Here is a 24,159-nt window from a genome sequence, read left to right as displayed (position 1 = left end):
CAATAAAACAAAGGAAATCCTATGCAAAATATAACTCAACAAGTCAATAGTCAATTAAGTAACTTAAAGCTAAGCGGCATACGTGATGCGCTACAGCAACAGTATGAACAGCCCAATCTATACGTAGAACAGAGCTTCGAAGAGCGGTTAAGTTTACTGCTTGATGTTGAGATAACACAACGTGATCAACGAAAAATTGATCGCTTAACTCGACAAGCTAAATTCAGAGTTGGCGGCACGCTTAGCCAGTTAAATTATGGCGCAGAACGACAACTAGATAAAACACAGATCCGCTCATTGGCACAAGCAAGGGGAATGGCTTCGCCTTCATCAAAATATCTTGATCACAGGAGCAACTGGCTGTGGCAAAACGTATCTCGCTTGCGCGCTTGGTCAAAACCACTGCCAACAAGGGAATAGCGTTTACTATTTTAGGCTCAAAGAGCTATTAGAAAAAATGTTTCTGGCACAGGCAGATGGCAGTTATCGCAAGCTAATTAACAAGCTTAGCTCGGCCAGTTTACTGATCTTAGATGATTGGGGGTTAGAGCCATTAACGGCTCAACAACGGAGTGATTTACTGGAATTAATTGATGCTAGATACGATACAAAATCGACCTTAATTGCCAGTCAATTACCGATAGAAAATTGGTATGAAATGATCGGAGAATCGACTCATGCTGATGCCATTTTAGATCGGCTTGTTCACGGGGCAATTAAGTTAGAATTAAAAGGTGAATCAATGCGAAAAAAACTAAATTCCTTGACTGATGGCGATCACTCAAGTTAGATTTACGAAGGTCTACTGAATTAACAAAAAAGTGATCGGCTTGAATAGTATCGACCGATCGGCATCATGGTATTACGCAGCAAACCAAACATCGCTTTAATAGAGGCTGTAAATACCGACATGGTCATCAATGTATGTCGATCATTAGTATTTGAATTAACTTCAATATTCTGAAAAAACAATCGTTCATTAGCTTGGTCATACGCTAAAATATTATCTTTCAAATTACCGATAGGTGAGGTGGTATCCAACTCTTTTGCTTTAGCGGCCGTTATTTTTTTCTGCTTTGAATTTAATTCATTGAATAGAAGTTTTTCATCTTGTAAGCTTAAATTATATACATCAATAGCAAACTCAAAATCCTCATCAAACTTATCAAAAGTTTCATCTGATTTTAAATATTCTCTATAAGCTTCACAGATACCTAAATGGCGATGTGCAGAATCTGGTAAATAGATTTTTTTAGTATTAATTTGAATTTCTTGTATTGCAGCTTTGTTCTCTCTAAGGCTTGTTGATATTTCAAAGATCTCTCCACCTTGCTCTCTAATATTCCAAACAAGGTTTCCCATAAACGCTTTAGGTGCTAAGGTGTTTAATCCTAGTAGAGAATTTTTTATATCTTTTACTTTATTTTCTTCTTGTCGAATACGCCCTAAATCAGTAATACCTCTTTGAACATTCTCATCCAAGACAATAAGCGAGTCGTTTGCAACTTTATAAGGGTGCTTCTTACCTGAAGAGTCATATTTAAAGTAATTATTTAGCTCACTAGCTGTTATTTTTACAATATATTTTGGGACAAGAGATTTTTGTGTGCCTCTATTACTTTTATTTAGATCATCTAATAATCTTAATTTTATTTTTGCCATTTTTATATTTTCCTTATTATTAAGTTTTAGATATTGCTAGATGACATTTCTAAAACTATAAATTAATTACTTAAGTTATCTATTTACTATGAGAAATGAATTAACTAATATGACTGTCTTTGTTATCTTTCTAATTTGATAAAAAATTTACTTTCAACGCCCATTTAACTTATCCAACATTGCTCTTAATATTGAAGAACTTCCTTTTCCATCGCAATAGATAATATCTTTATTAATTGCCTTAACGGCATAATATGATTGGTGCGCAGCACTCTTATTGCAAAAAATAAAGTAATCAGCGCTAGAAGCAAGGTTCTTTAATTTGTCTGTGGCGACTTTATCATGGTTAAGCTTAACAACAACTCCAGGAAACAAACTCTGTAGCATTTCAGCGGCTCGTTGTCCTGCCTTCTCGGTAAGTGTTGATATGCCGATTAACTTATCTTTTAAAGAAATTGTTGCACCTTCATCAGAAGAATTATCCTCACTGATTAAGTGCTCAAAAGACTTATCTTCTGGCGCTATATTTTTATCCAACCAAATAAGTACTGTTTGTAGTTCGAAATCAATATCAGACCAATGAGTTATCGAATATTGGCATATGCCATTCCACAGTGAATATCTCACTACTTCCTGTGACTTTATCGCATAATCAAATAACATTTCGCTAAATTCAATAATGATAGGTAGTGACTTTCGACTTATTTCTACCTTCACAACAACCTCAAAAGCTTCTATTGCAGACGAGTACTGCTCTTTAGAGTGAGGTGTATTGAGTAAGCCTTGAATTAAATCTCTCATCAAGCCAATTGTTATGTATGAAGTTTCATCATCCATTGCAATTAACTCAATAAGTCCTAACCAAAAAGTGCTAGTGGTTTCTACCTTGTTATCATCTAGCCAACTTAGTAAATGAGGGGCTATATTTCGAATACTCTCGGCATCTGCTGAAGTTGATATTGCCTCGGTAATAAATTTAATGTCGAACTCACATGGTTGCCACTCACTTATTAAATCAAAATTAATAAGCTCTCCACTAGCGTAGTGTTTAAACCAGTCATTCCAAGAGTTAATGACAGAACCTTTAGGGCTCTCTGCTGTTGTATCAACAACCTCACTTTCGTCAATAATTACAGCTTCATTATTACTACCATATATATAATCTTCTAATGAACTCCATAACTTCCTAAAGGGAGCAGATGCTTTTGTTTTTTGACGAATTTCAAAAGGAAGCTCTTCTAGCCAACTGAATATTTCACTAACCTCAGAGGGCATACAGGCTTTTGAGTAGTCCAGAACTTGAGCAACTACATCAAGACTTATAGGGGTATCAAATAAAGCTTGAAGTTGTGAAGACTCTATTGATAAAGTATTACGAGTTTCAATGAAGGATTCAACCTTTCCAAATAACTCGCTCACCCACTCTTCTGAAATAAAGCTAGGTGAAAATGAAATGATGTCGTTTTTATCGATTCCAATACTTACAGCCAAAGCAGACCAAGTTTCCCAGTCTCCTTTGTATTTATCTTCTACCTTCAGCCTAGGTTTTGAAAGTATAAACGATTCATAATCGACTAAATTAGACTTTAAACCAACCCAGTCTACATTTGATAAATCTGTTAAATCTAAATTATTTACATGCCTCAATGCACGAATTAATAAGTGGTAGATTCTCGTTGGGATTATACCCGCTAAATAATCAGGTAAATTTTCATGTTCAAGTATTTCATGCCATGAAGCGTTAATAGCCAAGGATTGAAGTTCAAGACCAACTAGGTTTCTATGACTTAACTTACCTGAGCCCTTAGCTTCATTATAAAAAGCTAATGCACTTTCTCCATCACCTTCACGACTTGCTAAAAAGAAATCACGTAGAATTCGTCCTATTGGACGTAGCCTTACACTGGCAAAGTTAGGTTTGGCTTCAAATCGTGTAGAGACTTCATTTAACGTTTTAACTATATAATTAGTATCTTCCTTGAACTTGTCGGTAATAATTTGAGAAAACCTAATTACGCCGTGCGATTGATTAAATAATAACGACTTTTCAAACTTAAGATCGGGTGACTTTATTATTTCATATGAAGAAGTATGTGATGAACCTAACCCGTAATATAAACAATTCTTTAACTCATTTAATGATTTAATGTCTGGACACATACCATAGAAATATAATTTACCGTTAACATAAGCTGGTAAAAAGTATGGGGTGCTAGATTCCAGATTCCGTATTGACTTCAATATTAATAAATTTATAGAACCAGAGACTTCTTCAGACTGTTTTTCTAATTCAATTGCATTTTCATTTGTAAAGAAACCTAAAAGCCAAGATGGATAGCTAGAAAAAGTCATGTTCATCATCCTCATCTTCTTCAATTTCAACAATTTGGTTTTCTATCGTTTTCGGTTTTTGTTGGTGGTTTTTGAAATAAAGATTATTGAAATCAATTCTAGTAGTTGAAATTTGATGCATGTCACCAGAAATAGTTACTAACTCATCATTTTTGTTTGCCCCAGAGAAGGTAAAGTTCATTGACCCATCAAAAAAACACGACTCTGTAACTAGCCCTTTAATATGTACTTTATTTGATATTTCAAATCTAAAATCATCTTCATTAACCAGCTTGTTTTTCAAAGAATTAAGCGCAGGTTCATTCGTTTTAGTCTCATTGACTACAAGATTAAGTTTACATCCGTTCAGTACCGCTGTTTCTAATAATTCTATAAAAGTAATCATTCGATTACCCCAACTGGCATTAAGGTAACTCCAGTTCCCAGAACGATTGTCTAATATCTCAAAATCAGTAAACCAGGCAGTTACTAACCAAATTTCTTGTGGTGATAAAATTAATCCTGCAAAAGTACTCCCTAATACTTCCTTTAAATGTCGCTTACCCAATGGTGTGTTTGTTAGTATCTTACGAGTATTTTGGTCAATCATTGAATAGCCTCCACCAGTTCGACAAATAATATTATCTCACCTAATTGTCTATCAATTCGATTAAGCCTAATGTGGAAAAACATACCTAATTGATCTATCTGAATTGTATTTATTTTTAAAATAATTTGATTTAATTTGGAAATGTGTTCAGGTGGGATTACAAATTTAACTATTCCTTTAGTAATAATTCCTTTCTGTAATTCGATCACCCAATTATCTCCATAATTAATTATTTCACCATTATCAGATATCATTTGTTCTACAATTAGTCTTTCTGTTCTATTATTCCCACTCATGAAACGATTATAAAACTGTGTACTGGACTGGCGTATAACATTACCTCTAGGCCATAACTGCCCAATTACTTTATCTTTAAGTTTGTTTATAGTTACATTCGTATCAGATGTAATTTCTTTGGCAATCAGAAAAGATGCAATATTTAAAGGGATCTCAATCTTTAACTCATTTTCGATTGCTTTCCATCTATCCATCCAATTTTTTAAATCTCTATCTGTTTCTTTTGAACTACCTGCCTTTAATATTCTCGTATGCAAAATACTATTGAAGCTATGAGATAAAATGATTCCCATTTTTCTTAAATTGTCGTTAATTGTTGTATTTGCTTCAACTCGTGCACTAAAATTTTGGGACTCTCGGTGAGTTTTAAAAGAAGATTCTAAATTTTCGTCACATTCTAGCTTTGACAATAATTGATGAATATCAAAGTCAACATGTTCATAATCGCCAGCCTGAAAACTCCTAGAAAAATGATTTAGAATATTGAGAGGATCGTTACTGTATACATTCTCAAATCTATTAATTATACCAACCCCACCGGACTCATTTTCAGTTAGCCAAATAGTTAATTCATCACCGACCCATACAGGATCAACATTTAAATCATTATCACCAACATCGGGCAATACCGTACTTACCAATTGATTAATACCTCCAGAGAGAGTATTCGACATTAATATTCTCAGCCAAGAAATATAAAACTCACCTGATAACTCAGCATATAAAGGGGTTAATAAACCGCTAATTTCATCAATAATTAAATCATTCGATAAAAATGAAATTAATTCACTTTGTAAAGCTTGCTCCTCATCTTCATCCTCACTCAAAACATTTAATTGAAATAACTCTAAAGGAATAACATTTAATAACTCTCGCCCCTCTTTAGACCTCATATATTTAATTGAGTCTTGAAGGGATAAGTTTTTTTGCGTTGAAATGAACATAACTGTTGTAGTTACACATTCAAAAATCCAATTTGCTTGGAAAGTATTATTAAAAATTGACGAGTTACTAAAACTATCTTGGACAAAGGACAAACGTAAGGAAGATTCAACTTTTTCATTTGATCCCAAACTGAGTAACTGCTCATCAGAAAAGTTGAAACGCCATCTCATTCCATCTACAAATTGGATAGTGCCAATACCAACGAAACAACCTTGCTCTTGCCAATTAAATTTAATATTAGATGTCTCTTTAGTCTTAAATTTAATCTGTGCATTAGAACCTGTTGTATACCTTGTTACCTCAACGGGTTGCATATGTTTGTGCTCAAAAAAGCACACATTACTCAAATATCCTTTCCAATCACAATTAACAGGAGGCGTTAATTGCTGTTTGTCTTCATCAATTTCGAATAGGCTTTCCCAATTCAAGAAAGCATTACTTGTTTCTGTAACATTTTTTAATTCAAGTCGTTTAGTTAATATTTGCCTTGGCTGATAGATTTTTATCGGTTCACCAGACATAGAAACAATTTCTTTAAGAAAGTCTCGGTTTAGTCCAAAAGCATCATCAACTTCAAATCCTATCTCTTCATCATCTCCAGCGGTAGGTTCGAAACTTTCAGGAACCAACCAGTCAGTTTCATAACGATTATTTAATGTAAATCTTTTCGAAATTCTTCCAGGAGCATATTCCTTTAATCCTTGAAAGAAGCCCATATTTTGCCATTCCTGAGTTCTATCCGATTTATTACCTCTAAGTAGTGATATATCGAGTGATGGGAGGATTAATTCACTAAATAATGTAGCAGGTATAAATTCCGGCATCGGAGAGCCTTTACTTTGAACACCTAACCACTCCTGACCATTTATTGACCAATTAGTCCGTAATTTTTGCAATAAACTAGGTAAAAAATCCATTAATAAAGAGCGGGGAGGTTGCCAACAAAGTTTTTCAACTTCCAGTCTATTAATCCCAAGTGATGACACTAAGTATGCTGTTAATGAGGTTTTTTTACCTGAATCATCTAATAAGGCATTTATAATTTTTTCTAATTTAGTAAGGTATTTTTTATTATTCGAGTGCTTATTGGGGTTCCTCAGGTAATACCAAATACTGCCATAACCAATTTCCTTTCCTAACCACTCTAATGTGGCCAAGCTTGCTTGCATCTTTTGAATATGGCTATTTCCTACAGGTAGTTTGTTTACTTTAATTTCCGGATCAACCAAGTTTTCATATCGATGGAAAGCTATTCTGTCACGGCCATAATCCGAAAGAACAGTTATCATCCAAGGTCTCATTCCTCTTGACCGCCCTGCACGTCCCTTACGTTGTAGATATGAAGCTACACCTCTTGGGGCTTTGTGTTGAATAACTGCTCCAACTTTAGAATCGTTGTAACCGACTTCTAAAGAAGCTGTTGCAACGATAATCTCAGCAGTTTCACTTACCCCTGAATCTTGACTTGAAGTACGCCCTACGTCTGCACGGTCGTCTTCTTCAGTACTGTGACCAATATATTCACAATTTGACCAGTCTTGCCCAAGTAACTGAATTTGTTCTTTATTAGTGTGGTAATCAGGGTGTTTTTCGCTTCTTAGAAATGCTAAAGGCTCAGCTTCTGGAGTTAGTTTTTTAAATGCGTGACTCCAACCCTCAGCATCTGCAATCATCTCGAAAAGTCGATTATTAACATCCAAATCATCTGTAAAAACAAATGTTTTTGTTCCAAAAGTACCTTTTGATACTGGTTCTTTATTATTACTATCTAACATACGCCGAGTCAGCATTGCCGTTTGAATGGTTGTCGATAGAAGAGCTGATTGGGATACCGGGTCACCTCGTAAGGCTAATAGGTATTCAGCACCTTCTTCAATCATTTCGGAAGATAGTGGCTCAATTAATTCTATATTATGTTTTGCGGTTCCCGTTAAACTGCCAAAAAATCCTACCGCATCACTAAGGGTTGCTGATAGTCCAACAAAATGAGGTTTGTTTTCTGAACGCTTCATCCATCGTTTTAGTAGGTATGACGTTTGAGCACCGGTTGTGCCTTCATAAGTATGAACTTCATCAAGTAAAACAAGTGGGATAGGGTTGTTTGTATCTACACCGAAAAGGTGATTATATTTACTGTTTGCTAGATGTTGGTTTAACATCTCTGTCGTTGTAAACAGAATGTCAGGGGCTGGAGACTGGCGTGTTAGACCAACCTCATCTTCATTGATTTTATTTCCGCAGCGACTGCAAGTCAGTATTTCTTTCTTTAATTTTACATCCTCTTCTAACCACTTTAACTTTCCAGAGCATTTGCACTTTAATAACTCAAACTCAATGGCACTAAACTTTATTTTTTCATTTAAATATTCGCCATCTAATGTGTCACCAAAAAATGTACCTATTTTAATTTTTCGCTTATTATTACTTAACAAATAATCATCTAACAATCTTGCTTGCTTAAAGGTTTCATTAAACTGATCTTTAAGTAACTCTTTACGTGGATAGATCGCTAGTATTTGAACACGGTTACTTTGATCACTACAAATATTTTGTGAAAGTTGTGTTAAAGCGGGCAAATAAAAGGCAAGTGTTTTACCACTACCTGTACCAGAGCAAACAATAGTCCCCGTAGATTGATTCAGCTTTGGAGTAGACAAGTGATGTGAGTATTTTTCTAATATTCTTTCTGTCGCCCTTATTTGAAACCCTGAAAGATTAAATGAACTACTGCCTTCCCCTAATAATGAGAACATCACCTTACTGTACTCATTAGACAGCTTTAATTCTTCTTTCAGTTGGCTAATCGCAATTGAAGACGATATGTTTCTGTTGGGATATTGTCGTGGGCGACGAATAAAACGAAAATCGGAAACTAAAGTTTTAGCATTTCTTAAATCTTGCCCATGAAACCACTGTCTCAAGTTGCTATAAAGATAAATTGCTTCTGCCATTCGAGAGCGATAACAATCAACCGTATAAGAAGATTTCACCTCAACAATTAGGCTCTGGTCACATAACTCTTCGAAAACATCTTCCCAATCGGAGGATATTTTTAATTTTATAAGCTCTATAATTTCACTCTTATTAAAATAGAAACTTGTATCACCCCATGTTAATAATTTAATTTCTTTTTCTTCAATTAAATCAAGACATGACAAAAGTAGGCTCTGTTCGATCATAATTCCCTCTATACTACTAATTAGCTTACTAACGTGAAATTTTTAATTTTTGAAGTAGACCTTGTTTGCTTAACCACTCAAAAACAGCGGGAGTTACAAGTTCCAAAGTTGGAGTTGACCACGGAGCGTCAAGTTCTTTTAAGAACTTGACGACATCTTCAGGTAGTTCAGATTTGTCCATTTGGTCACGCAACTTAATCAACTCTTCTTTCATGTAATTTAGAGAAGAAACTAAACCGGAATTAACAGCTTTTGAAAGCTTCTCTACATCAAATGTAGCTTTAAGCTTATTATAATCTTTATAAACCTCTTTCTTGCCAAGACTAGTTTGTTGTTCTAAAACAACGTCTTCTACAACAAAGTCATTCTCTAAATTAATCACCCACTTTTCCCAATAAATATTGTTTAAACTACTGATTATTTTTGTAAAACTTTCAAGAGAATGTATTGAATTGTTTAAGGATTCATCCTGTTGAGCTTTATAATTCATGTCATTCCATTTTTCAGAAAAAGTACACATGGAATCTTTAGAGCCTTCTAATAAACTTTCAATATCATTACCTAGTATGAATTCTTTATCTTCACTGATTAAATATCCATTGCTTTCATCACCCTCACGATGAGGAATTAATTGGCTATCGAGTGAACTGATAAGCGGCATAGTATTGAATTTAGTTTTTGCTCGTTCTAATTTAATTAAAGAGGCATTCAAACGTTTTAATATATTTGAATTGGCATTAATAATAGTTTCATTTTTTTGAGCGTTTGCAGATAGAGATATTTGCTCTTGCAGTTCTTTAACCTGTAATTTTATTGTGCTCATTTCACTACCTCCAATACATACTCGCTGAATTCATCCAGACTCTTTTCAATGGAAGCAAACGATGCTTTTATGTCTTTATTAATTTTATCTACTTGCTGGGTGCTGGTTGTATTGTTTTCCTGAATTATTTTTGGCAATACGTTAGTATTAAATTGTTGCCAATTCCTTAAGACTTTACATACATTTTTAATGATTTCACCATCCAAAGATGAAAGAATTTCCAATTGCGTCAATTCATCCTTAGCAGTTAATAGTTTTATAGTATTTTGAACTTCAACCCATTTACAACCATCGGTAACTTTTTTGATATCCTTACTTAAAATAGGTCTTGTAATAAAGTCTTTGGGATAAAGTCCCATATCTGATATGGATTTATAAATAGACTTTATATCCTCTAACAGGTTGAAAAACTCTTCTAAATTAGTGCAATCGATAAGATGATTTTCTATCAAGTCAATGTCTGGTTTTAATTCCAAAACAGATTCGTTCTTAAGTTTTTTCTGTAATGGTGTTAATAATTCTTGATTTAGTTTTTTTGCTTTTTTCTGAGCGAAATTAAAAATATCATTATCAAACGCGACATTACTAATTTGTATCAAACTCAACCATATTTGTTGCGTATTATCCCATTGACTCAATAATTCTTTTCTAAACGCATGATATTTATCATTTATAGCAGGCTTCAATGCATCTGCAATATGTATAGATTTTTTGAGCAAGGTACTCTGTAGAGTACCTTCAGTTTTTATGCCTAACCCTTTCATTAGTAATATGTGTTTAGCTATTGAGTCTACTAAATATTTACTTCTAATATCTTTAAGCATTAATTGAATAACATTGGGAACCCAAAACTCTGAAAATTTAGTGTAGTAAATAAAATCATCATACCCTTCAGGGTAATTCCAATCCTTAGTTTCCTCTTTTTTATTAAAACTATGATAACGAAGAATTGCTAATGCAGAACGTTGAAAGAACATTGACTTTTTATCGTCTTTAAAATCATTGTCAGTACAAAAATAATGAATACATCCAGTGGGGTTATTTTCAGCATAAGGTATATCTATTAAATACAGATTCGCTCTTTTAAATACAGACTCATAGACATTTTTATTTTTTCTATCTGCAAATATTGTTGCATTTTCAAAACCAGACCACGATGAAGGTTGAAAATTTTCAATCATTTCTAAAAGTTGAGTCCTTATTCTTTTAGCTGATTCAATAGATATAGGTGCTTCACCATTAAACCAAAGCTGTATTTCTTTCAAAATAACATCATCTTTCACTTTAGTTGTAAATGGTATTTCCACATCACCTGAAGTAGGACCTTCGGGTGCGTCAAGAATATCTATTTTGATATCTGAAGATAATTTTTGTGCAAAGTCTTCCATTGAAAAAGCTAAAGCCACATTGCTATTCAATGACTCTTGAACAGATTTGAGGTTCACCCCTTCTCCCCATATGGTGGAAAGAACCTGTGCTTTTCTCGGTGAGACTAACCCTAAGTTTTGTATTTCGCTATTTAACGTTGTAATTGTTTCTTTGATAGAAAGGTTTTGTGGAAAACTTCCTTCTAAATATTCATCCCTATGATCACGAAGTAAATTTAGGAGTATCCCATTTATGATATCTCTCGGGTTAAATACGACATTTTTATCCTGATCTATACAGTACCATTTTGTTAAAGTATTAAGTGCTTGTTGATTATACGGAAATAAAGGGATTCCTAGTGATGAACTGCCAAAAGCATTTAATTTTTCAGATTCACTTTCTGAAAGTTCACATCCCCAAATTGGTATCTCATCATTTTGATTTTCTAAACTAACTTTGGTATTAAGTAAGGTACTACCAAACCTTGCAGCATTTATATACCGACTACAAAAATCAACAATTCGTTTAGGAATGTTATCTTGGGTGTCACTATCTTGTTCAATATGCCATTCAAAAAGTGCTCTTGATCTAATCGTAGTTTGTCTACGCATATAACCATGGTAACCAGTTGTCACAGCAATAACCGATCTTAGTACACAAAGATCTTCTTGACGTTCTTCCAAAAGGCAATCAATCAATACATCTTCTATTGCTGATATTGCCGCTAAATCTTCTACCAAAATAACTAACGTTCGACCTAATTTTTTTAGATGTTTTCTAATCTCTTTGAACAAATCTTGAAAATTGCCATTGTTAAACTGAAATAACTGTTGAAAAGCTGTTTGAGTTGCCTTACCTACTGCTTCATTTAATATACTTACCACTTTTTTTCTTTGCTCTACATCACCTGCATCCTTACCTAACCTTAGTTCACGTATACAATCTCTCGCTGGTAAAGATAAATCATCAACTTCTATTCCATCAAGCATTGACTCAAAGTTATCTAAAGTAATTTCATATTCAGTGTTATATATATCTTCGTCTGAGGCCCCTTTAATCCATCTGGTGGCGATACTATATACAGAACCTTTTTTATCCAATAATTGAGTCTTAAAATGAGGGTCAGTGATTAATTTAGGAAGTAACTTAGACATGCAAATTTTATCTTTTAAAACAGCATTTTTTCTGTCTTCTCTAAGAGCATCTAAAGCTTCATTTCCAATATCTTTTATTCTGTGAGAGGTAAATGTAACAAATAGATCTGCCACCTCAGTTTCAGTTAGCGCACTACCAACTTGTTCAATTCTTTTTCTGGCTTGGTCAAAGACGTCTCCTTCTAAGCCATCAAGTAGTAAATTTAATGTTTGCCTTAAACTTGCATTTTTAGGCAGTCGAACAATTTGCCACTTTTCATCAGTGACAACTTTCTGAACCTTTAATTTAGCATGTAGCCATCTGATTAAATGTGATTTCCCCATACCTGCCGAGGCAACAATAGGAATAGGTCTTTCTATTTTTAAAAAATGTTTTAGTAGATCATTCTCCGTTGCATTGTCTTTAGTCCCTTTTTCATCATACTTTTTTAAATGCATAGGTTCATGAACGGCTAATAATGTATGATCGGACAATTCTTCTGCTTCAGTCTTTATGCATTCAAAAATATTTTTTTTAGTTGGCCAATAGCTTTGTAAATTCATTATTTCTCTCCAACAATACGAATATGGCTTACCGTTCTGATTTCGCCATTTGGTAATGATAGAGTGACAGCATCTAAAGAGTCAGAAAGTCGGTCTAAATAAATGAACCCTTCTAAATTTAGCCGATACAAAGCATGACTTAGGCTTTTAGATAATGTGTGGGGAGGGTTTGGTTGCCAATTACTTTTTTTCGACTGCATCATAGCCTCGATTTCTACTCTATACTTTCCTCCATCGAAAATAGGTATATGACAATTCAATCGTTCGATAAAAGTCTGGATACTGATACTCTCTTCACTTACATCAGTAAAAATATCCATAAGAAAAACTTTAATTAGTCGAGTTGGATCTACAACATATTTATCTTTACTTACTTTCTCCATATACCCAAGAAGTAAACCATATTCAGTAAATGTAAGGCTTTCCGAATCATTAATAGTTAAACGAGTATCATCTTCCGCCCTATCTGGTATATATCGGGCACTTATTGAAGGCGTATCCGTCGATTTAAAAAAGTTTTCCCCTGCAAAAGTATATTTATCTAACGCCAAAAATAAACATATCCCTCTAATCAGTGGTTCTATTGATGAACCTGTTTGAATGTCATATTTTTTATTGAAAATAGAACGTACGATCCTAGAAGATATATTAGAATTATTAGATAGTGCTGAAAAAGCTTTAACCCCTTCGTCAGAAATGTCCCAAAGGCCTTGTTCTGTCCAGAATTTAAGAGTTTCTGGCAACTTCTTTTTAGGGTTACCTTTTATTTTAAAGCTCCCTTTCTCATCCTTATTCTCATCAATAAATAAACTACCTGGGGCATTTTGATTATTTATCGATTCAAAAGTCATAAAATCTGAAGATTTAGTGATTTTTCGATTTAATATACGATCAATAAAAATTAGGGATGGGATATGACTGCCTGGACTGGCATTATTAATTACTGACACGTATTCTTCTCCGCCATTTTAATGAAGTTTGTTAATGGAATTGATCTATTATTATCTTGCCACCACAAGCGATACTTACTTGATTTTGTTTTTTTTTGGCGCTCGGCTATAAAGAATGTTGTTTGCTCTTCTAAAACAGGGATTGATACTTCTGAATCATTTAGTGAGGCGATATATAGAGTGGGCCATATATTACTGTTATCTGTAACTTCTTGAGATATCCAAAATGAGTTAAAACCTTTGGGAAGTTTATTTTGTATTTTTTTTAAAAAGGTCAAGTCACCTTTAACAGAGTAGATATACTTTTTATCAAGCATGGTTTTAATGAACTTAGACCATTGTAAATCAGTGGAAAGCTCTTCGTTTTTGTCGTAATAAACACTACATACATTGTCGAAGGATACATACTCAGTTAAAGATGAAGGAAATGAATTTGAAAAACTATAATTATCGACAAACACATTATCACCTAATGAAGGTAAAAAACCATCACACATCATACATCCCCCACAAGCCCTTTGTGGGCTAAGACCATTCAGTGTGTAATATTTAACTAACTCTTTGCAAATTGGCTTGTCAAGGGAAGTAATATTCTCAGATAAGGTTATAAAGCCCTTATCTTGAGTTTTAATTTCTTTTTCACGATGTTTTTGAATATTTGATTCCCAATATGGAATAGAGTGATATTGCTCATTTAGGATTTGAACTAAAACGTTGTTGTTATATCTCTTCCAATACTCTTTTCGCTTAGCATTTTTTTCAAAGTCGTTTAATTCACTTTCATCCTCAATCTCCGGTATATCATAAAAAATTCTAATTAGACCCGCTCGCTGCATGAACAAAAGTGTTAACCAATTCCAATCTTCATTTCTATCGCTCTTTTTACTGAGTCCGTCATGGTAATACGAAGTATCCAATTGATATAAATCACCTTTCAGCACGGAATGAGAAGATATATCAATTTTACTATCCCACATCCCTTTCCATTTTTTAAACCCTAACTCAGTAGAGATGATTATTTCACTATTTATTTTTTTTGCTTTAGCTAGTTGCTTATTGTAGTAAATCACTTCAGAAGTCGCTGCTTTACCGTTTCTACCTGCACGACCTATTTCTTGATAATAACGGTCAATGTTGTCAGGAATACAGGCATGAATTACGCTTTTTACATTTGACTTGTCCATTCCCACACCAAATGCTGAAGTGGCAATAATTATATCTAACTCGTCATTTTGCCATTGCTCAATTATCTTTTCTCTTGAGGGAATATCCGTTTTACCATTAAACAGAGCAATTCTATTAAGTCCTATATCATTCAACTTACTCTTTAAATCCTTAGAATCCTGAACAAGTGTTGTATATAGAATCAGCGGCTTCGGTAAAGCAATAACTCGATCAACAACAGCTTGAATATGACTACTCTCATCTACATTTTCATATGATGAGCTAACCTCAGGTCGTAAGAAATTTCCATTTACAACAATAGGATCGATATTTGGCTCACAATACAAGGTAGTTAGAGAGTCTATGTTGCTTTGAGTGAAAGTAGCTGACATAAGAATAGTTTTAAAAGGTGACTCACTTACTTGCCTTAAGGATGCCACTAAAGCGCCAAAACGTTGAAATTCTGAGCGAAAATTACTCCCCCAAGTGTCAATCAAATGCGCTTCATCAATTATGATATTCGCAATAGAGTTTTGCTTAGCTAATCGAAATAATAGAGGTAGTAAACTTCCAGTAACTGATTCAGGAGAAGTGAAAATTACTTTTTGAACCCCATTATTAATATTTTCCCGAATTTCAGATTTTTCACCATCAGACAATTGTCCATGCCAAGCATAATTTTGAACAGAAAAATCATCTGCTTTTTCAAGTAATTGCTTTGCTCTTTTACCTTGCTCTATAGCTAATCCAACGGTAGGCACAATAACTATTGTTAGTTTTTTACTTTGACTAAATAACATACAAGCATGGGCGACTAATGTTTTACCGCACCCTGTAGGCAAGTTAATGAAAATAGTCGAATTTTGTGAGCATGTTAAGGCTACTCTTACGGCCATTCTTTGGCCTGCACTTGAGTAATGGGTATATTCATCATCTGATAATCTTGAAATTAACGCTAAGTCCATTTCTACTTTTTTTACTTTGCGTTTTTGTTTCTGCTCGTATACTTCACTTAACTTTTTTGATGTTTTTGGAACAACTAGCGTAAGTAAATTCGAGCCAACTTGATAACTCAACAAAGCTTTGGAGCAAAGGTGTTCTTCTTCACTAGTAAACCTTCTAGGTATTTGAAAGTTATTATGTTTACAATCAAGTTTTTTTCGAGATGAATACAAGTAATCTTTGATTGATAAGAGTAGGTCAAGCAAGCTGGTTTTATCACCATGAACTACTTTTTTTAGTCTCTGTGCAAAATGGTTCTCAGGGTAATGGACTGTTATAAAATCAACAGTCTGATGCAAAGCATCTAACTCTGCATCAGAAAATAATGAGGAAATCATTGAATTATTCATTACGATTTACCTACCAAAGTAACAGACCTCATAGTAGATAAATTTATTCCAAACTCTTCACTTGAAGATAAATCATATTGTTGATTAAGTTCAACTCTTACTTTTTCTTTGCAATCTGAGGCAACACTCAATACTAAATCTCGCCATTCATCTTTGTTTAAAAATGAATCAACTAAATCCCACAGATCACGTTCAAAGCCTACGCTAACATTGTAATCCTTATACAACCCTTTCGTTGAATCTCGTGATTTTTCATAAGGTTTATTCAGTATATTTAATAATGCCTCTTTTTTTACTTCATTTCCCAATTCATCTACCCAACGTTCGAGAACCATAGGGGCAAATTTTCGATCCTTGTTCCGTTGATTAACCCTTGTTTGACAACCACTTTCTAATGTACAAACCCAATCTAATTTAAAGAATGTTTTAGGCTCGCTTAAGGCTACATTTATTTCTCTAATAATCGCATTAGATATACCTAACGTAGTTTTTTGGGAAAATGAATAAATAGTATCAACAAAAGGTTGCCCATACCTAAATGGATATGAACCGGTTTTCGCGCTCTGATCTCTAGATGCACTCATGGGTTTGGTGGAAGGACTGTTTAAGCCGCTATCAAAATCCATTCCTAAAATACAATGACTTATAAACTCATCAATATTTAATCGGGTTCGTCCTACTTTATATTGAAAAACAAAGTTATCATCCTCAGTTGTTCTAGAGTCAAATCTAAGGCTGTTTTTAATCCAACCTTGCATTTCTTTACTTAAATCATCTGCATTTTCATCAACAATTCTTAGCCTTTCTGAGAATGTTTTTATTTCAGAAAGATCTACCTGCATTCCATTCCATACTTCCTGATCTGCAACTTTCTTTCTTTCTTTTGCAACTATCCCTGATTCACCTGCAATCTCTTCAGAAAGTTGTGATAATTGTGAAAATCCCTGATTAATGATCTTTTCACTGTAAGATTCAATTTTCGAATCTAGTACCAGTTGAATACTTGAGCAATTTTGATTAAAAATACCAATATCTTCTTTTAATAACTTAGCCCAAGAACTATAAAATCCTTCTCGATATGGAATAAGCACTAAGTTCTCAACAGGAAGTACTCCAGTACTGCTTGCACTATATCTATTTAAGCGACCAATTCGTTGCTCAATTCTCATTACAGTTCTGGGTAAACTATAATGGACTGCTAGGCGCTGTTTTCCTTGTAGGTTTAGACCATCCTCTCCTGATTGATCACAAATGAGAATATTGTATAGAGATGAAGTATTAAAGGCAGGGAACTTCCCATCTATATGTCTTTCAACTGAATCCAGGTGTTGTTCTATAAATTTATAAACATTATCAGCTACATCCTTATTTCCACAAAAAACAACTATTTTTCCATTATTATTTTTTTTCAACCATTCAGTAATCTCTTCCAGTAATAACTCATCTTTATTTGATTGTTCAACATGACCCATTTCAATCATTGTTGTCAAAATCAATTTTTCTTCATCTGCAATGTTAGTTTCAGATGCGATTACAGCCTGGGCTTTAGCTATAACTGAGGATGGAGATATGAGTAAAGCATCTATCCATTGGAAATAATTCTTCTGTGTAATTCCTACAAAGTTATACTCCGTATGCATTAAACTATTACGGTAATCGTCTAATTGCTCATCTAATGAAACAAATTCATTGCCTATCTTCCATGTTACTACCTTACTTTCGCCCAAACCCGGAAACATTTGCTCAATATAGCTATTTTTGGCTCCTCTTCTGTTTCTTATAAAACGTTGGAATAGTCTATATTTATCCCCAAAGTAATCTTGTACTGCCTTTATCGCCAACTTACGGAGATTTTCATCTTTATCTTCTGAGAAGTAGTCAATATGAGGTTTCAGGTTATCAATTAGCAAATTTAATTCATTGTCTTTAAAATCAAAATTATCTATCTGCTCAACAATACCTTCCAATGTAAAATCATCACTTTCTGGAACTAATGCACCATATATTCCTGAGTATTTTTCTCTTTCTTCAATCTTGTTATTAAATGAAGTTATTCCTTCGTCATTTAACGGGTAAGCATCCTGGTTCAAGCAATGCAGCATCGCTAAGAAGTTTTTAGTATTTCCTGTAATGGGTGTGCCTGAAAGAACAATTGTCGATATAGAGTTATGGCAAGCAGATGCTATTTTTTCAAATATATCTTTATTTTCTTTTCCCCAAGCAAACTCACCTAACTGGTGACCTTCATCGATAACAACCATTGTAGGTTTTTTACTAATGAATTTAGCTGTCAGAATATCTTGGAAGCTTCCTATAAAAACTTTTTGATCTCCTTCATCAAGGATCTCATCCATTACATCTTCTAAATGAAATTTCTGAATCATTTCACCCCGCCACTGCTGAACAAGAGAAGGAGGGGTTAAAATGAGAACGCAAGCATTGTCTTTATATTCTAATATATGTTCACGAACCAAAAAACCAGCTTCAATAGTTTTGCCTAAACCAACTTCATCACCAAGAAGGTATTTTTGCACATCATCATTCAACACTTGGAGAACAACAGATAGTTGATGTATTTCTAAATTAACGGCACTACTAGGAATAGAGGATATTGAGGCGCAAGAGGCTCGTTGGTTTAAATAAGAATTAAAAAATAATGTTCGATCGTTAATGTACATAGGGGAAGTTGTTGCTCTTCCAGCTAAGAAGTCAGCAGGACAAAATTGAGGGCTTCCTACTAAATTGGGTACAAATATTTCTTCTATAGAAACCACATCTGAATCTGCATAGTTATATTTAATTAAGTGTTGGTCATTCGGTCTTTGTCCATCATAAAAACCTGCTCGCCAATTCTGAGACTTACCGACCTTACAATAAACTAAGGTTTGTTCGAATAATTTTGATTTACCAATGAGCTCAGAACCGGCAACTTCAATTTGATTCGAACTTGGAGATAGCGGTGAAGTAAAGAACCCCACTGTCGCACTTTTTCTCTCGCTAGAAATAGAAACCACTTTACCAACGCCTTTGAAAGCGCTTTCACTTTCAACTAAAGAACCTACACCTATCTTCACTCTTTACTCCTTGTGATAATTAAAAACAACCTGAGTTCACAGACCCTATATATGAAATGAGTGTAATTAAAATTAAGCAACGATACTGTAAATTTATGTACTATTGACACTTCCATGCTCGAAGAAAAAAAGCCATAAATCATAATTACACTTTGTTTGTACAACTACACTATATTATATTCATATTACAAACAAGTTGTTCTATATCAAACAATTGAAGCTATTCAATTCCAATGTATTTATGCATTTGTACTGATAATCTCCAATTATTTTCAATGCATGATCGAATAGCTAATTCTGTAGCTCTCTTCTTTTGGCTTATTGGTTGGATATAAATCTGCTTATTCACAATTGCATGTTCAATTAGCAAAGCTTTTAAGTCATCTATATGTTGCTCCGTTGCAACAGGGTGCTTTATTTCATTAGCTCGTAACAGTGCTGACTTCAATACTTTATAACCACCTTTCATATTTACCTTTGGAGAAACAGTGACCCAACATTTTTCTGAGACTTGGATTTCAAAAGTACCTGATGTTTCAACCTGACAACTATAACCAACTGCCTCAAGTTCTATGCAAAGAGGTGATAAATCATACATACATGGTTCACCGCCTGTTATCACAATGTGTTTAGCTTGATAACCTTCAGAGAGAAATAACGCCTTTAACTGTTCAATTGTAAAGACTCCCCAATTTTCATTTTCTACTTTTTTAGCCACGATGTTTTTTCGTTCTACTTCCTGTTCAGGTGATACAAGCCATGTATGCTTAGTATCACACCAGGAACACCCTACAGGACACCCTTGTAGCCTTATAAATATTGAAGGTTGACCGGTAAAAGAACCTTCACCTTGGAGCGTTTCAAAAATTTCGTTTATTTTATAGGTTAATTCTTTTTTCATAATTGCTTCTGGTTAGATGATACAGGTAATAATCAACAAAATATTAACATAATTAAAACAGTATTATCACTATCTACAGTGGTCAACTCCTTTTGACCACTGCTTTGTATCCAAGATAACACCTAGATATCTAACGTGTTTGTAGTGGTACAGTGATTTTGGCCACCTAATTAGAGGTGCTATTATGCACCTCATCAAACTTTAGGTGACATCATGACAAAAAGAACAAGACCCAATTTCGCTCCCGAATTCAGACTTGAATGCGCTCAATTAGTCGTTGATAAAGGCTACTCAGTAGTCGAAGCTTCACAGGCTATGAATGTCGGTAAATACATCACTCGATAAATGGGTTCGTCAGTTAAGAAACGAGGGAAATGGCATCACAAGCAAAGCTATGCCATTAACACCAGACCAACTTAAAATCCGTGAACTCAAAAGACTCATTGCACGTATTGAAGAAGAGAAGGAAATCTAAAAAAGGCTACGGCTCTCTTGATGTCGGACTCGCTGAACAGTTCACGATAATCAAAGCCCTTAAAGGGAGTCATGCAGTTAAACGTTGCTGTGAAGTATTTGAGATACATCGTAGCAGCTACAAGTATTGGGCAAAGCAAGCTAGAAGCATTAAACCTGAAGAGGTTGAGGCATTGGCTATGGTCAAAAGCATTTACTCTGAAAGTAACAGCTCCGCTGGAGCGAGGACTAGTGAGCTGTCAGATTCCTAGCCATAAATATAAAAAGACAGCACAAGAACATGTTGCTATACCGAACACCCTTGAACGTCAGTTTACAGTAGCAGAGCCTGATCAAGTTTGGTGTGGTTATATTACGTTTATTTGGACTGGAACTCGTCGGGCTTACTTAGCCGCTGTGATGGACTTATTTGCACGAAAGTTAGTGGGTTGGGCAATGTCATATTCGCCAGACACAAAGCTAGCAACGAAAGCATTATCGATGGCATTTGAATCGAGAGAACGACCAAAAGGCGTCATGTTTCATTCGGATCAAGGAAGCACATATACGAGCAGAAATTACCGTCAGTTGTTATGGCGTTATCAAATTGAGCAAAGCATGAGTCGCCGTGGTAATTGTTGGGATAATAGCCCGATGAAACGGTTCTTTAGGAGCTTGAAAATAGAATGGATACCGACAATAGGTTATCGTTCATTTACTGAAGCTGAAAATGCGGTTGTTAAATACATTATTGGATATTACTGCCAGGTTAGACCCCACAGCTATAACGGAGGACTAACACAAAATGAGTCAGAGAAAAGATACTGGCTTGAATACAAATCCGTGGCCAAAATTAGTTGACCACTACACTTTGTCCGCCAACCCCGAATGCCTTTGGTTAGGAGTGACGTACTTAATCCCGCTATGTTTGTGGTTAAAATTATACCAGTGGCTAAATTTCAATACCCAATCACGTGCTTCATCAATCGTTAAAAATCCTTTATAAGGATAATCAGGTCTATATTTACACGTTTTAAAAATCGACTCGGCGTAGGCATTATCATTACTCACACGAGGACGACTAAATGACGATGCTACGCCTAAACTATAAAGTGTTTCAAGCATTGATGAGCCTTTCATTGGGCTGCCATTATCCGAGTGCAGCACAAGCGGATTATTTCTAACACTTTCTTTTAAATGGGTCTTTCTGATCAATGTCGACGCATTTTCTGCTGATTCGTCATCATGAATTTCCCAGCCAACAATCTTTCGACTAAATATATCTAATATCAAATATAGGTAAAAATGTAGCCCTTTCACGGGACCAGGCAACCAAGTGATATCCCAACACCACACTTGATTAGGCCCAGTCGCGCAATGTGTCGTAGGCGATTTCCTTTCTTTTATCTGACTGCGACCACGAGAGTTTTGCAGTTTCTTTTCATGAAGAACGCGATAACAAGTCGATTCAGAAGCAATATAAACGCCTCTATCAGCCAATGCTGGGACGATTTGACTTGGTGGCAAACTCTTGAATTCGTCGCTATTAAACACGGCTAACAAGTTGCCTCGTTCCACTTCTGACAGTTTGTTTTTAGGCTCAGGACGCTGGGCACTTGGCCTACCATCTGTTTTTATATTCCCATCAACAATCCAGCGTTGATAAGTTCTAACACTGATCTCAAGCTCGGCACAGGCTCTAAACCTTGCCGCGCCAGAAGCAACGGCCTCGTTAATTAATTCAACTGCTTGAATGCGAACTGAGTCGAGGATCATTCGTCCTCGATTTCCCCCCAGATCGCATTTGCTTTTTTTCTTAGCACCAATAACGCCGCTGTTTCAGCTAGCGCCCTGTCTTTTCTAAGCAATTCTTTTTCTAATTGGTTAATCTGTTTTTTGTTTTTTTTTACTTCAATTAGGAAGGATTTTTCCTGCTCTTTAACATTGGCATTAGCATCCATACAAGCACTTCGCCAAGCTACGATCTGTTCTGCATAAAGGCCTTTATTACGGCAATACTCCGCCAATTCTGCTTGATTTAACGACGCTGTTTCCAACACTACAGAGAACTTATTTGCTGAAGACCATTGTTCAGTATTCTTTCCATCACCTGGCACTAAATGCCCCTTATTAACTGCTTGTTTACGCCAATTATACAAGGTTGATTCACCAATACCCATCTCGATAGATAATTGGGTGATCGATATATTACTCGGTGGCATCATCTTCTGAAGTGCCGATTCTTTTCTTTGTGCTGAATAATGTTTCACAATTCGTCCACGCCCTCTACTTAATTTAATGATTAAATATGCATCTGAGTTGGTCGTTAGTGCTAAACGTTTACTGACAAGCCATGATGTAGCCTCAGCTTCTAATTCTTTACATGCCGTTGATAAATGATTTCTATTTGGCCAACGTCCTTTGTTATCTTGACCTAAATGACCGCAATAAATATGGGCTAGTTCATGAGCTAATGTCGAATACTGTGTGGCTTCATCAAGGTTGGCATTAATATTAATTTCAAACTTATAGATTACCTTTTTATCTTCGTTCTTGATGGTTTCGGTAAACCTTGTGGCATTTCCCGCTAAAAAAGCACCATAGTTAAGGACTAGATTTACCTTTATGCCAAAAGTTTTAGCCTTCTCTATCGTTTGTTTCAGGGCATTTTTAGGTGTTAGCCCCTTGGATCTCAGTGGGTTTTGAGAGTCATCAAAGATAACGTCTCCATAAGTATCTGCATAATCGTAAAGAAATGATACTGGTCCAAAGGCTTGGAGAATAACAATTGGCACCGCTGTTGGTTTAATATAACGCTCAAGTTTCTGCCACTGCCTGAGCGTACCAACAGCCGAAGTGCCTGGTCTTTGAATTCTTACCAACATAGCGTTGTATACAGACAGGTGATTAAAGCGCTCTATAAAGTTTAAGAATTCATTAAAACTCTCGTTGCCTATTTTTGAGTATGCCTGAACAAAAAGTGAATCAATAGCAGAAGCACAATCCTCAAAATGATCTAGTCTATTTTTTACATACGGGGTAGAAACGTCCATTTAACCTTCCTTTTAATCGATTGTATATATCACTGTTGTTCATCTTTAGGTTACTGTATAAATTTGTCATGCCAAGAATTACTGTTCACAATACTCACAATATCCTTAATTCGATTCTCTACTTTATTAGGTAGTTTACATCCCTTGTTAGGCAGCGTTTGAAATTAAATGATAATTTCCAGTTAAACGTTTTAGCGAGCGCCAAGATAAAGCCACAAATAATATCGTACTCTGAGCATTCATTTTTCTGGTGTTGATTTAGTACTAATGTCAGCGCTTTGACAAACCCCATGGGCAAGC

12 protein-coding genes and 2 pseudogenes are annotated in these 24,159 nt (G+C 34.9%); 2 read left to right on the top strand and 12 right to left on the bottom strand.

From position 1 onward, the window contains the following. Nucleotides 1–21: 21 nt before the first annotated feature. Nucleotides 22–790, top strand: a pseudogene (gene istB, locus CMT41_RS07505) (IS21-like element ISShfr5 family helper ATPase IstB). 20 nt (nt 791–810) lie between these two features. Here istB and CMT41_RS07500 read toward each other — a convergent pair. The 10 genes from CMT41_RS07500 to queE form a co-directional block, all read right to left on the bottom strand. Continuing rightward, the gene (locus tag CMT41_RS07500) at nt 811–1,662 is read right to left on the bottom strand and encodes a hypothetical protein (protein WP_058026855.1); all 852 of its coding nucleotides are present in this window, start codon (nt 1,660–1,662) and stop codon (nt 811–813) included. A gap of 153 nt (nt 1,663–1,815) precedes the next feature. Next, nucleotides 1,816–4,014 carry a protein DpdD gene (gene dpdD, locus CMT41_RS07495; protein WP_058026853.1) on the bottom strand — a complete coding sequence of 733 codons (2,199 nt, stop codon included), beginning with the start codon at nt 4,012–4,014 and terminating at the stop codon, nt 1,816–1,818. Then, nucleotides 4,001–4,603 (bottom strand): phospholipase D-like domain-containing protein DpdK, encoded by a 603-nt coding sequence (gene dpdK / locus CMT41_RS07490; protein WP_058026851.1) that lies wholly within the window; start codon nt 4,601–4,603, stop codon nt 4,001–4,003. Before dpdK ends, dpdD begins: the two co-directional genes overlap by 14 nt. Further along, nucleotides 4,600–9,024: a protein DpdJ gene (dpdJ, locus tag CMT41_RS07485; protein ID WP_058026850.1), complete on the bottom strand. Its 4,425-nt coding sequence runs from the start codon at nt 9,022–9,024 to the stop codon at nt 4,600–4,602. The genes dpdK and dpdJ overlap by 4 nt, the downstream gene beginning before the upstream one ends. 28 nt (nt 9,025–9,052) lie before the next feature. After that, a complete protein-coding gene (locus CMT41_RS07480) occupies nt 9,053–9,847 on the bottom strand; it encodes a hypothetical protein (protein WP_058026848.1) in 795 nt (264 codons plus the stop codon). Then, on the bottom strand, nt 9,844–12,912 hold the full coding sequence (gene dpdH, locus CMT41_RS07475) for a protein DpdH (RefSeq protein ID WP_058026846.1): 3,069 nt from the start codon (nt 12,910–12,912) through the stop codon (nt 9,844–9,846). Before dpdH ends, CMT41_RS07480 begins: the two co-directional genes overlap by 4 nt. Beyond that, complete coding sequence (gene dpdG, locus CMT41_RS07470) at nt 12,912–13,862, bottom strand: protein DpdG (RefSeq protein ID WP_058026844.1); 951 nt, start codon at nt 13,860–13,862, stop codon at nt 12,912–12,914. The genes dpdH and dpdG overlap by 1 nt, the downstream gene beginning before the upstream one ends. After that, a complete protein-coding gene (gene dpdF / locus CMT41_RS07465; protein ID WP_058026842.1) occupies nt 13,853–16,378 on the bottom strand; it encodes a protein DpdF in 2,526 nt (841 codons plus the stop codon). The genes dpdG and dpdF overlap by 10 nt, the downstream gene beginning before the upstream one ends. Beyond that, nucleotides 16,378–19,452: a protein DpdE gene (dpdE, locus tag CMT41_RS07460; RefSeq protein WP_058026840.1), complete on the bottom strand. Its 3,075-nt coding sequence runs from the start codon at nt 19,450–19,452 to the stop codon at nt 16,378–16,380. Before dpdE ends, dpdF begins: the two co-directional genes overlap by 1 nt. Nucleotides 19,453–19,672: 220 nt before the next feature. Beyond that, nucleotides 19,673–20,353 (bottom strand): 7-carboxy-7-deazaguanine synthase QueE, encoded by a 681-nt coding sequence (queE, locus tag CMT41_RS07455; protein WP_058026838.1) that lies wholly within the window; start codon nt 20,351–20,353, stop codon nt 19,673–19,675. A gap of 213 nt (nt 20,354–20,566) precedes the next feature. On the opposite strand from queE, the pseudogene CMT41_RS18615 reads away from it, so the two are divergent. Next, a pseudogene (locus tag CMT41_RS18615) lies at nt 20,567–21,667 on the top strand (IS3 family transposase). A gap of 3 nt (nt 21,668–21,670) precedes the next feature. Here the strand turns inward: CMT41_RS18615 and CMT41_RS07440 are convergent. Further along, on the bottom strand, nt 21,671–22,582 hold the full coding sequence (locus tag CMT41_RS07440) for an IS3 family transposase (RefSeq protein ID WP_058026835.1): 912 nt from the start codon (nt 22,580–22,582) through the stop codon (nt 21,671–21,673). Beyond that, nucleotides 22,579–23,859: an ImmA/IrrE family metallo-endopeptidase gene (locus tag CMT41_RS18610; protein WP_083494239.1), complete on the bottom strand. Its 1,281-nt coding sequence runs from the start codon at nt 23,857–23,859 to the stop codon at nt 22,579–22,581. The genes CMT41_RS07440 and CMT41_RS18610 overlap by 4 nt, the downstream gene beginning before the upstream one ends. Nucleotides 23,860–24,159: the final 300 nt, after the last annotated feature.

The sequence above is a fragment of the Colwellia sp. MT41 genome (genome assembly GCF_001444365.1).
GTDB lineage: Bacteria > Pseudomonadota > Gammaproteobacteria > Enterobacterales > Alteromonadaceae > Colwellia > Colwellia marinimaniae.
Note: the sequence above shows the minus strand (reverse complement) of the source record. Positions and strands in the feature narration are given on the sequence as shown.

Excerpts from the sequence above, each read along its gene's own strand:
- CMT41_RS07500 (WP_058026855.1), bottom strand. The coding sequence starts at position 1,662 with ATGGCAAAAATAAAATTAAGATTATTAGATGATCTAAATAAAAGTAAT.
- dpdD (WP_058026853.1), bottom strand. The coding sequence starts at position 4,014 with ATGACTTTTTCTAGCTATCCATCTTGGCTTTTAGGTTTCTTTACAAAT.
- dpdK (WP_058026851.1), bottom strand. The coding sequence starts at position 4,603 with ATGATTGACCAAAATACTCGTAAGATACTAACAAACACACCATTGGGT.
- dpdJ (WP_058026850.1), bottom strand. The coding sequence starts at position 9,024 with ATGATCGAACAGAGCCTACTTTTGTCATGTCTTGATTTAATTGAAGAA.
- CMT41_RS07480 (WP_058026848.1), bottom strand. The coding sequence starts at position 9,847 with ATGAGCACAATAAAATTACAGGTTAAAGAACTGCAAGAGCAAATATCT.
- dpdH (WP_058026846.1), bottom strand. The coding sequence starts at position 12,912 with ATGAATTTACAAAGCTATTGGCCAACTAAAAAAAATATTTTTGAATGC.
- dpdF (WP_058026842.1), bottom strand. The coding sequence starts at position 16,378 with ATGAATAATTCAATGATTTCCTCATTATTTTCTGATGCAGAGTTAGAT.
- queE (WP_058026838.1), bottom strand. The coding sequence starts at position 20,353 with ATGAAAAAAGAATTAACCTATAAAATAAACGAAATTTTTGAAACGCTC.
- CMT41_RS07440 (WP_058026835.1), bottom strand. The coding sequence starts at position 22,582 with ATGATCCTCGACTCAGTTCGCATTCAAGCAGTTGAATTAATTAACGAG.
- CMT41_RS18610 (WP_083494239.1), bottom strand. The coding sequence starts at position 23,859 with ATGGACGTTTCTACCCCGTATGTAAAAAATAGACTAGATCATTTTGAG.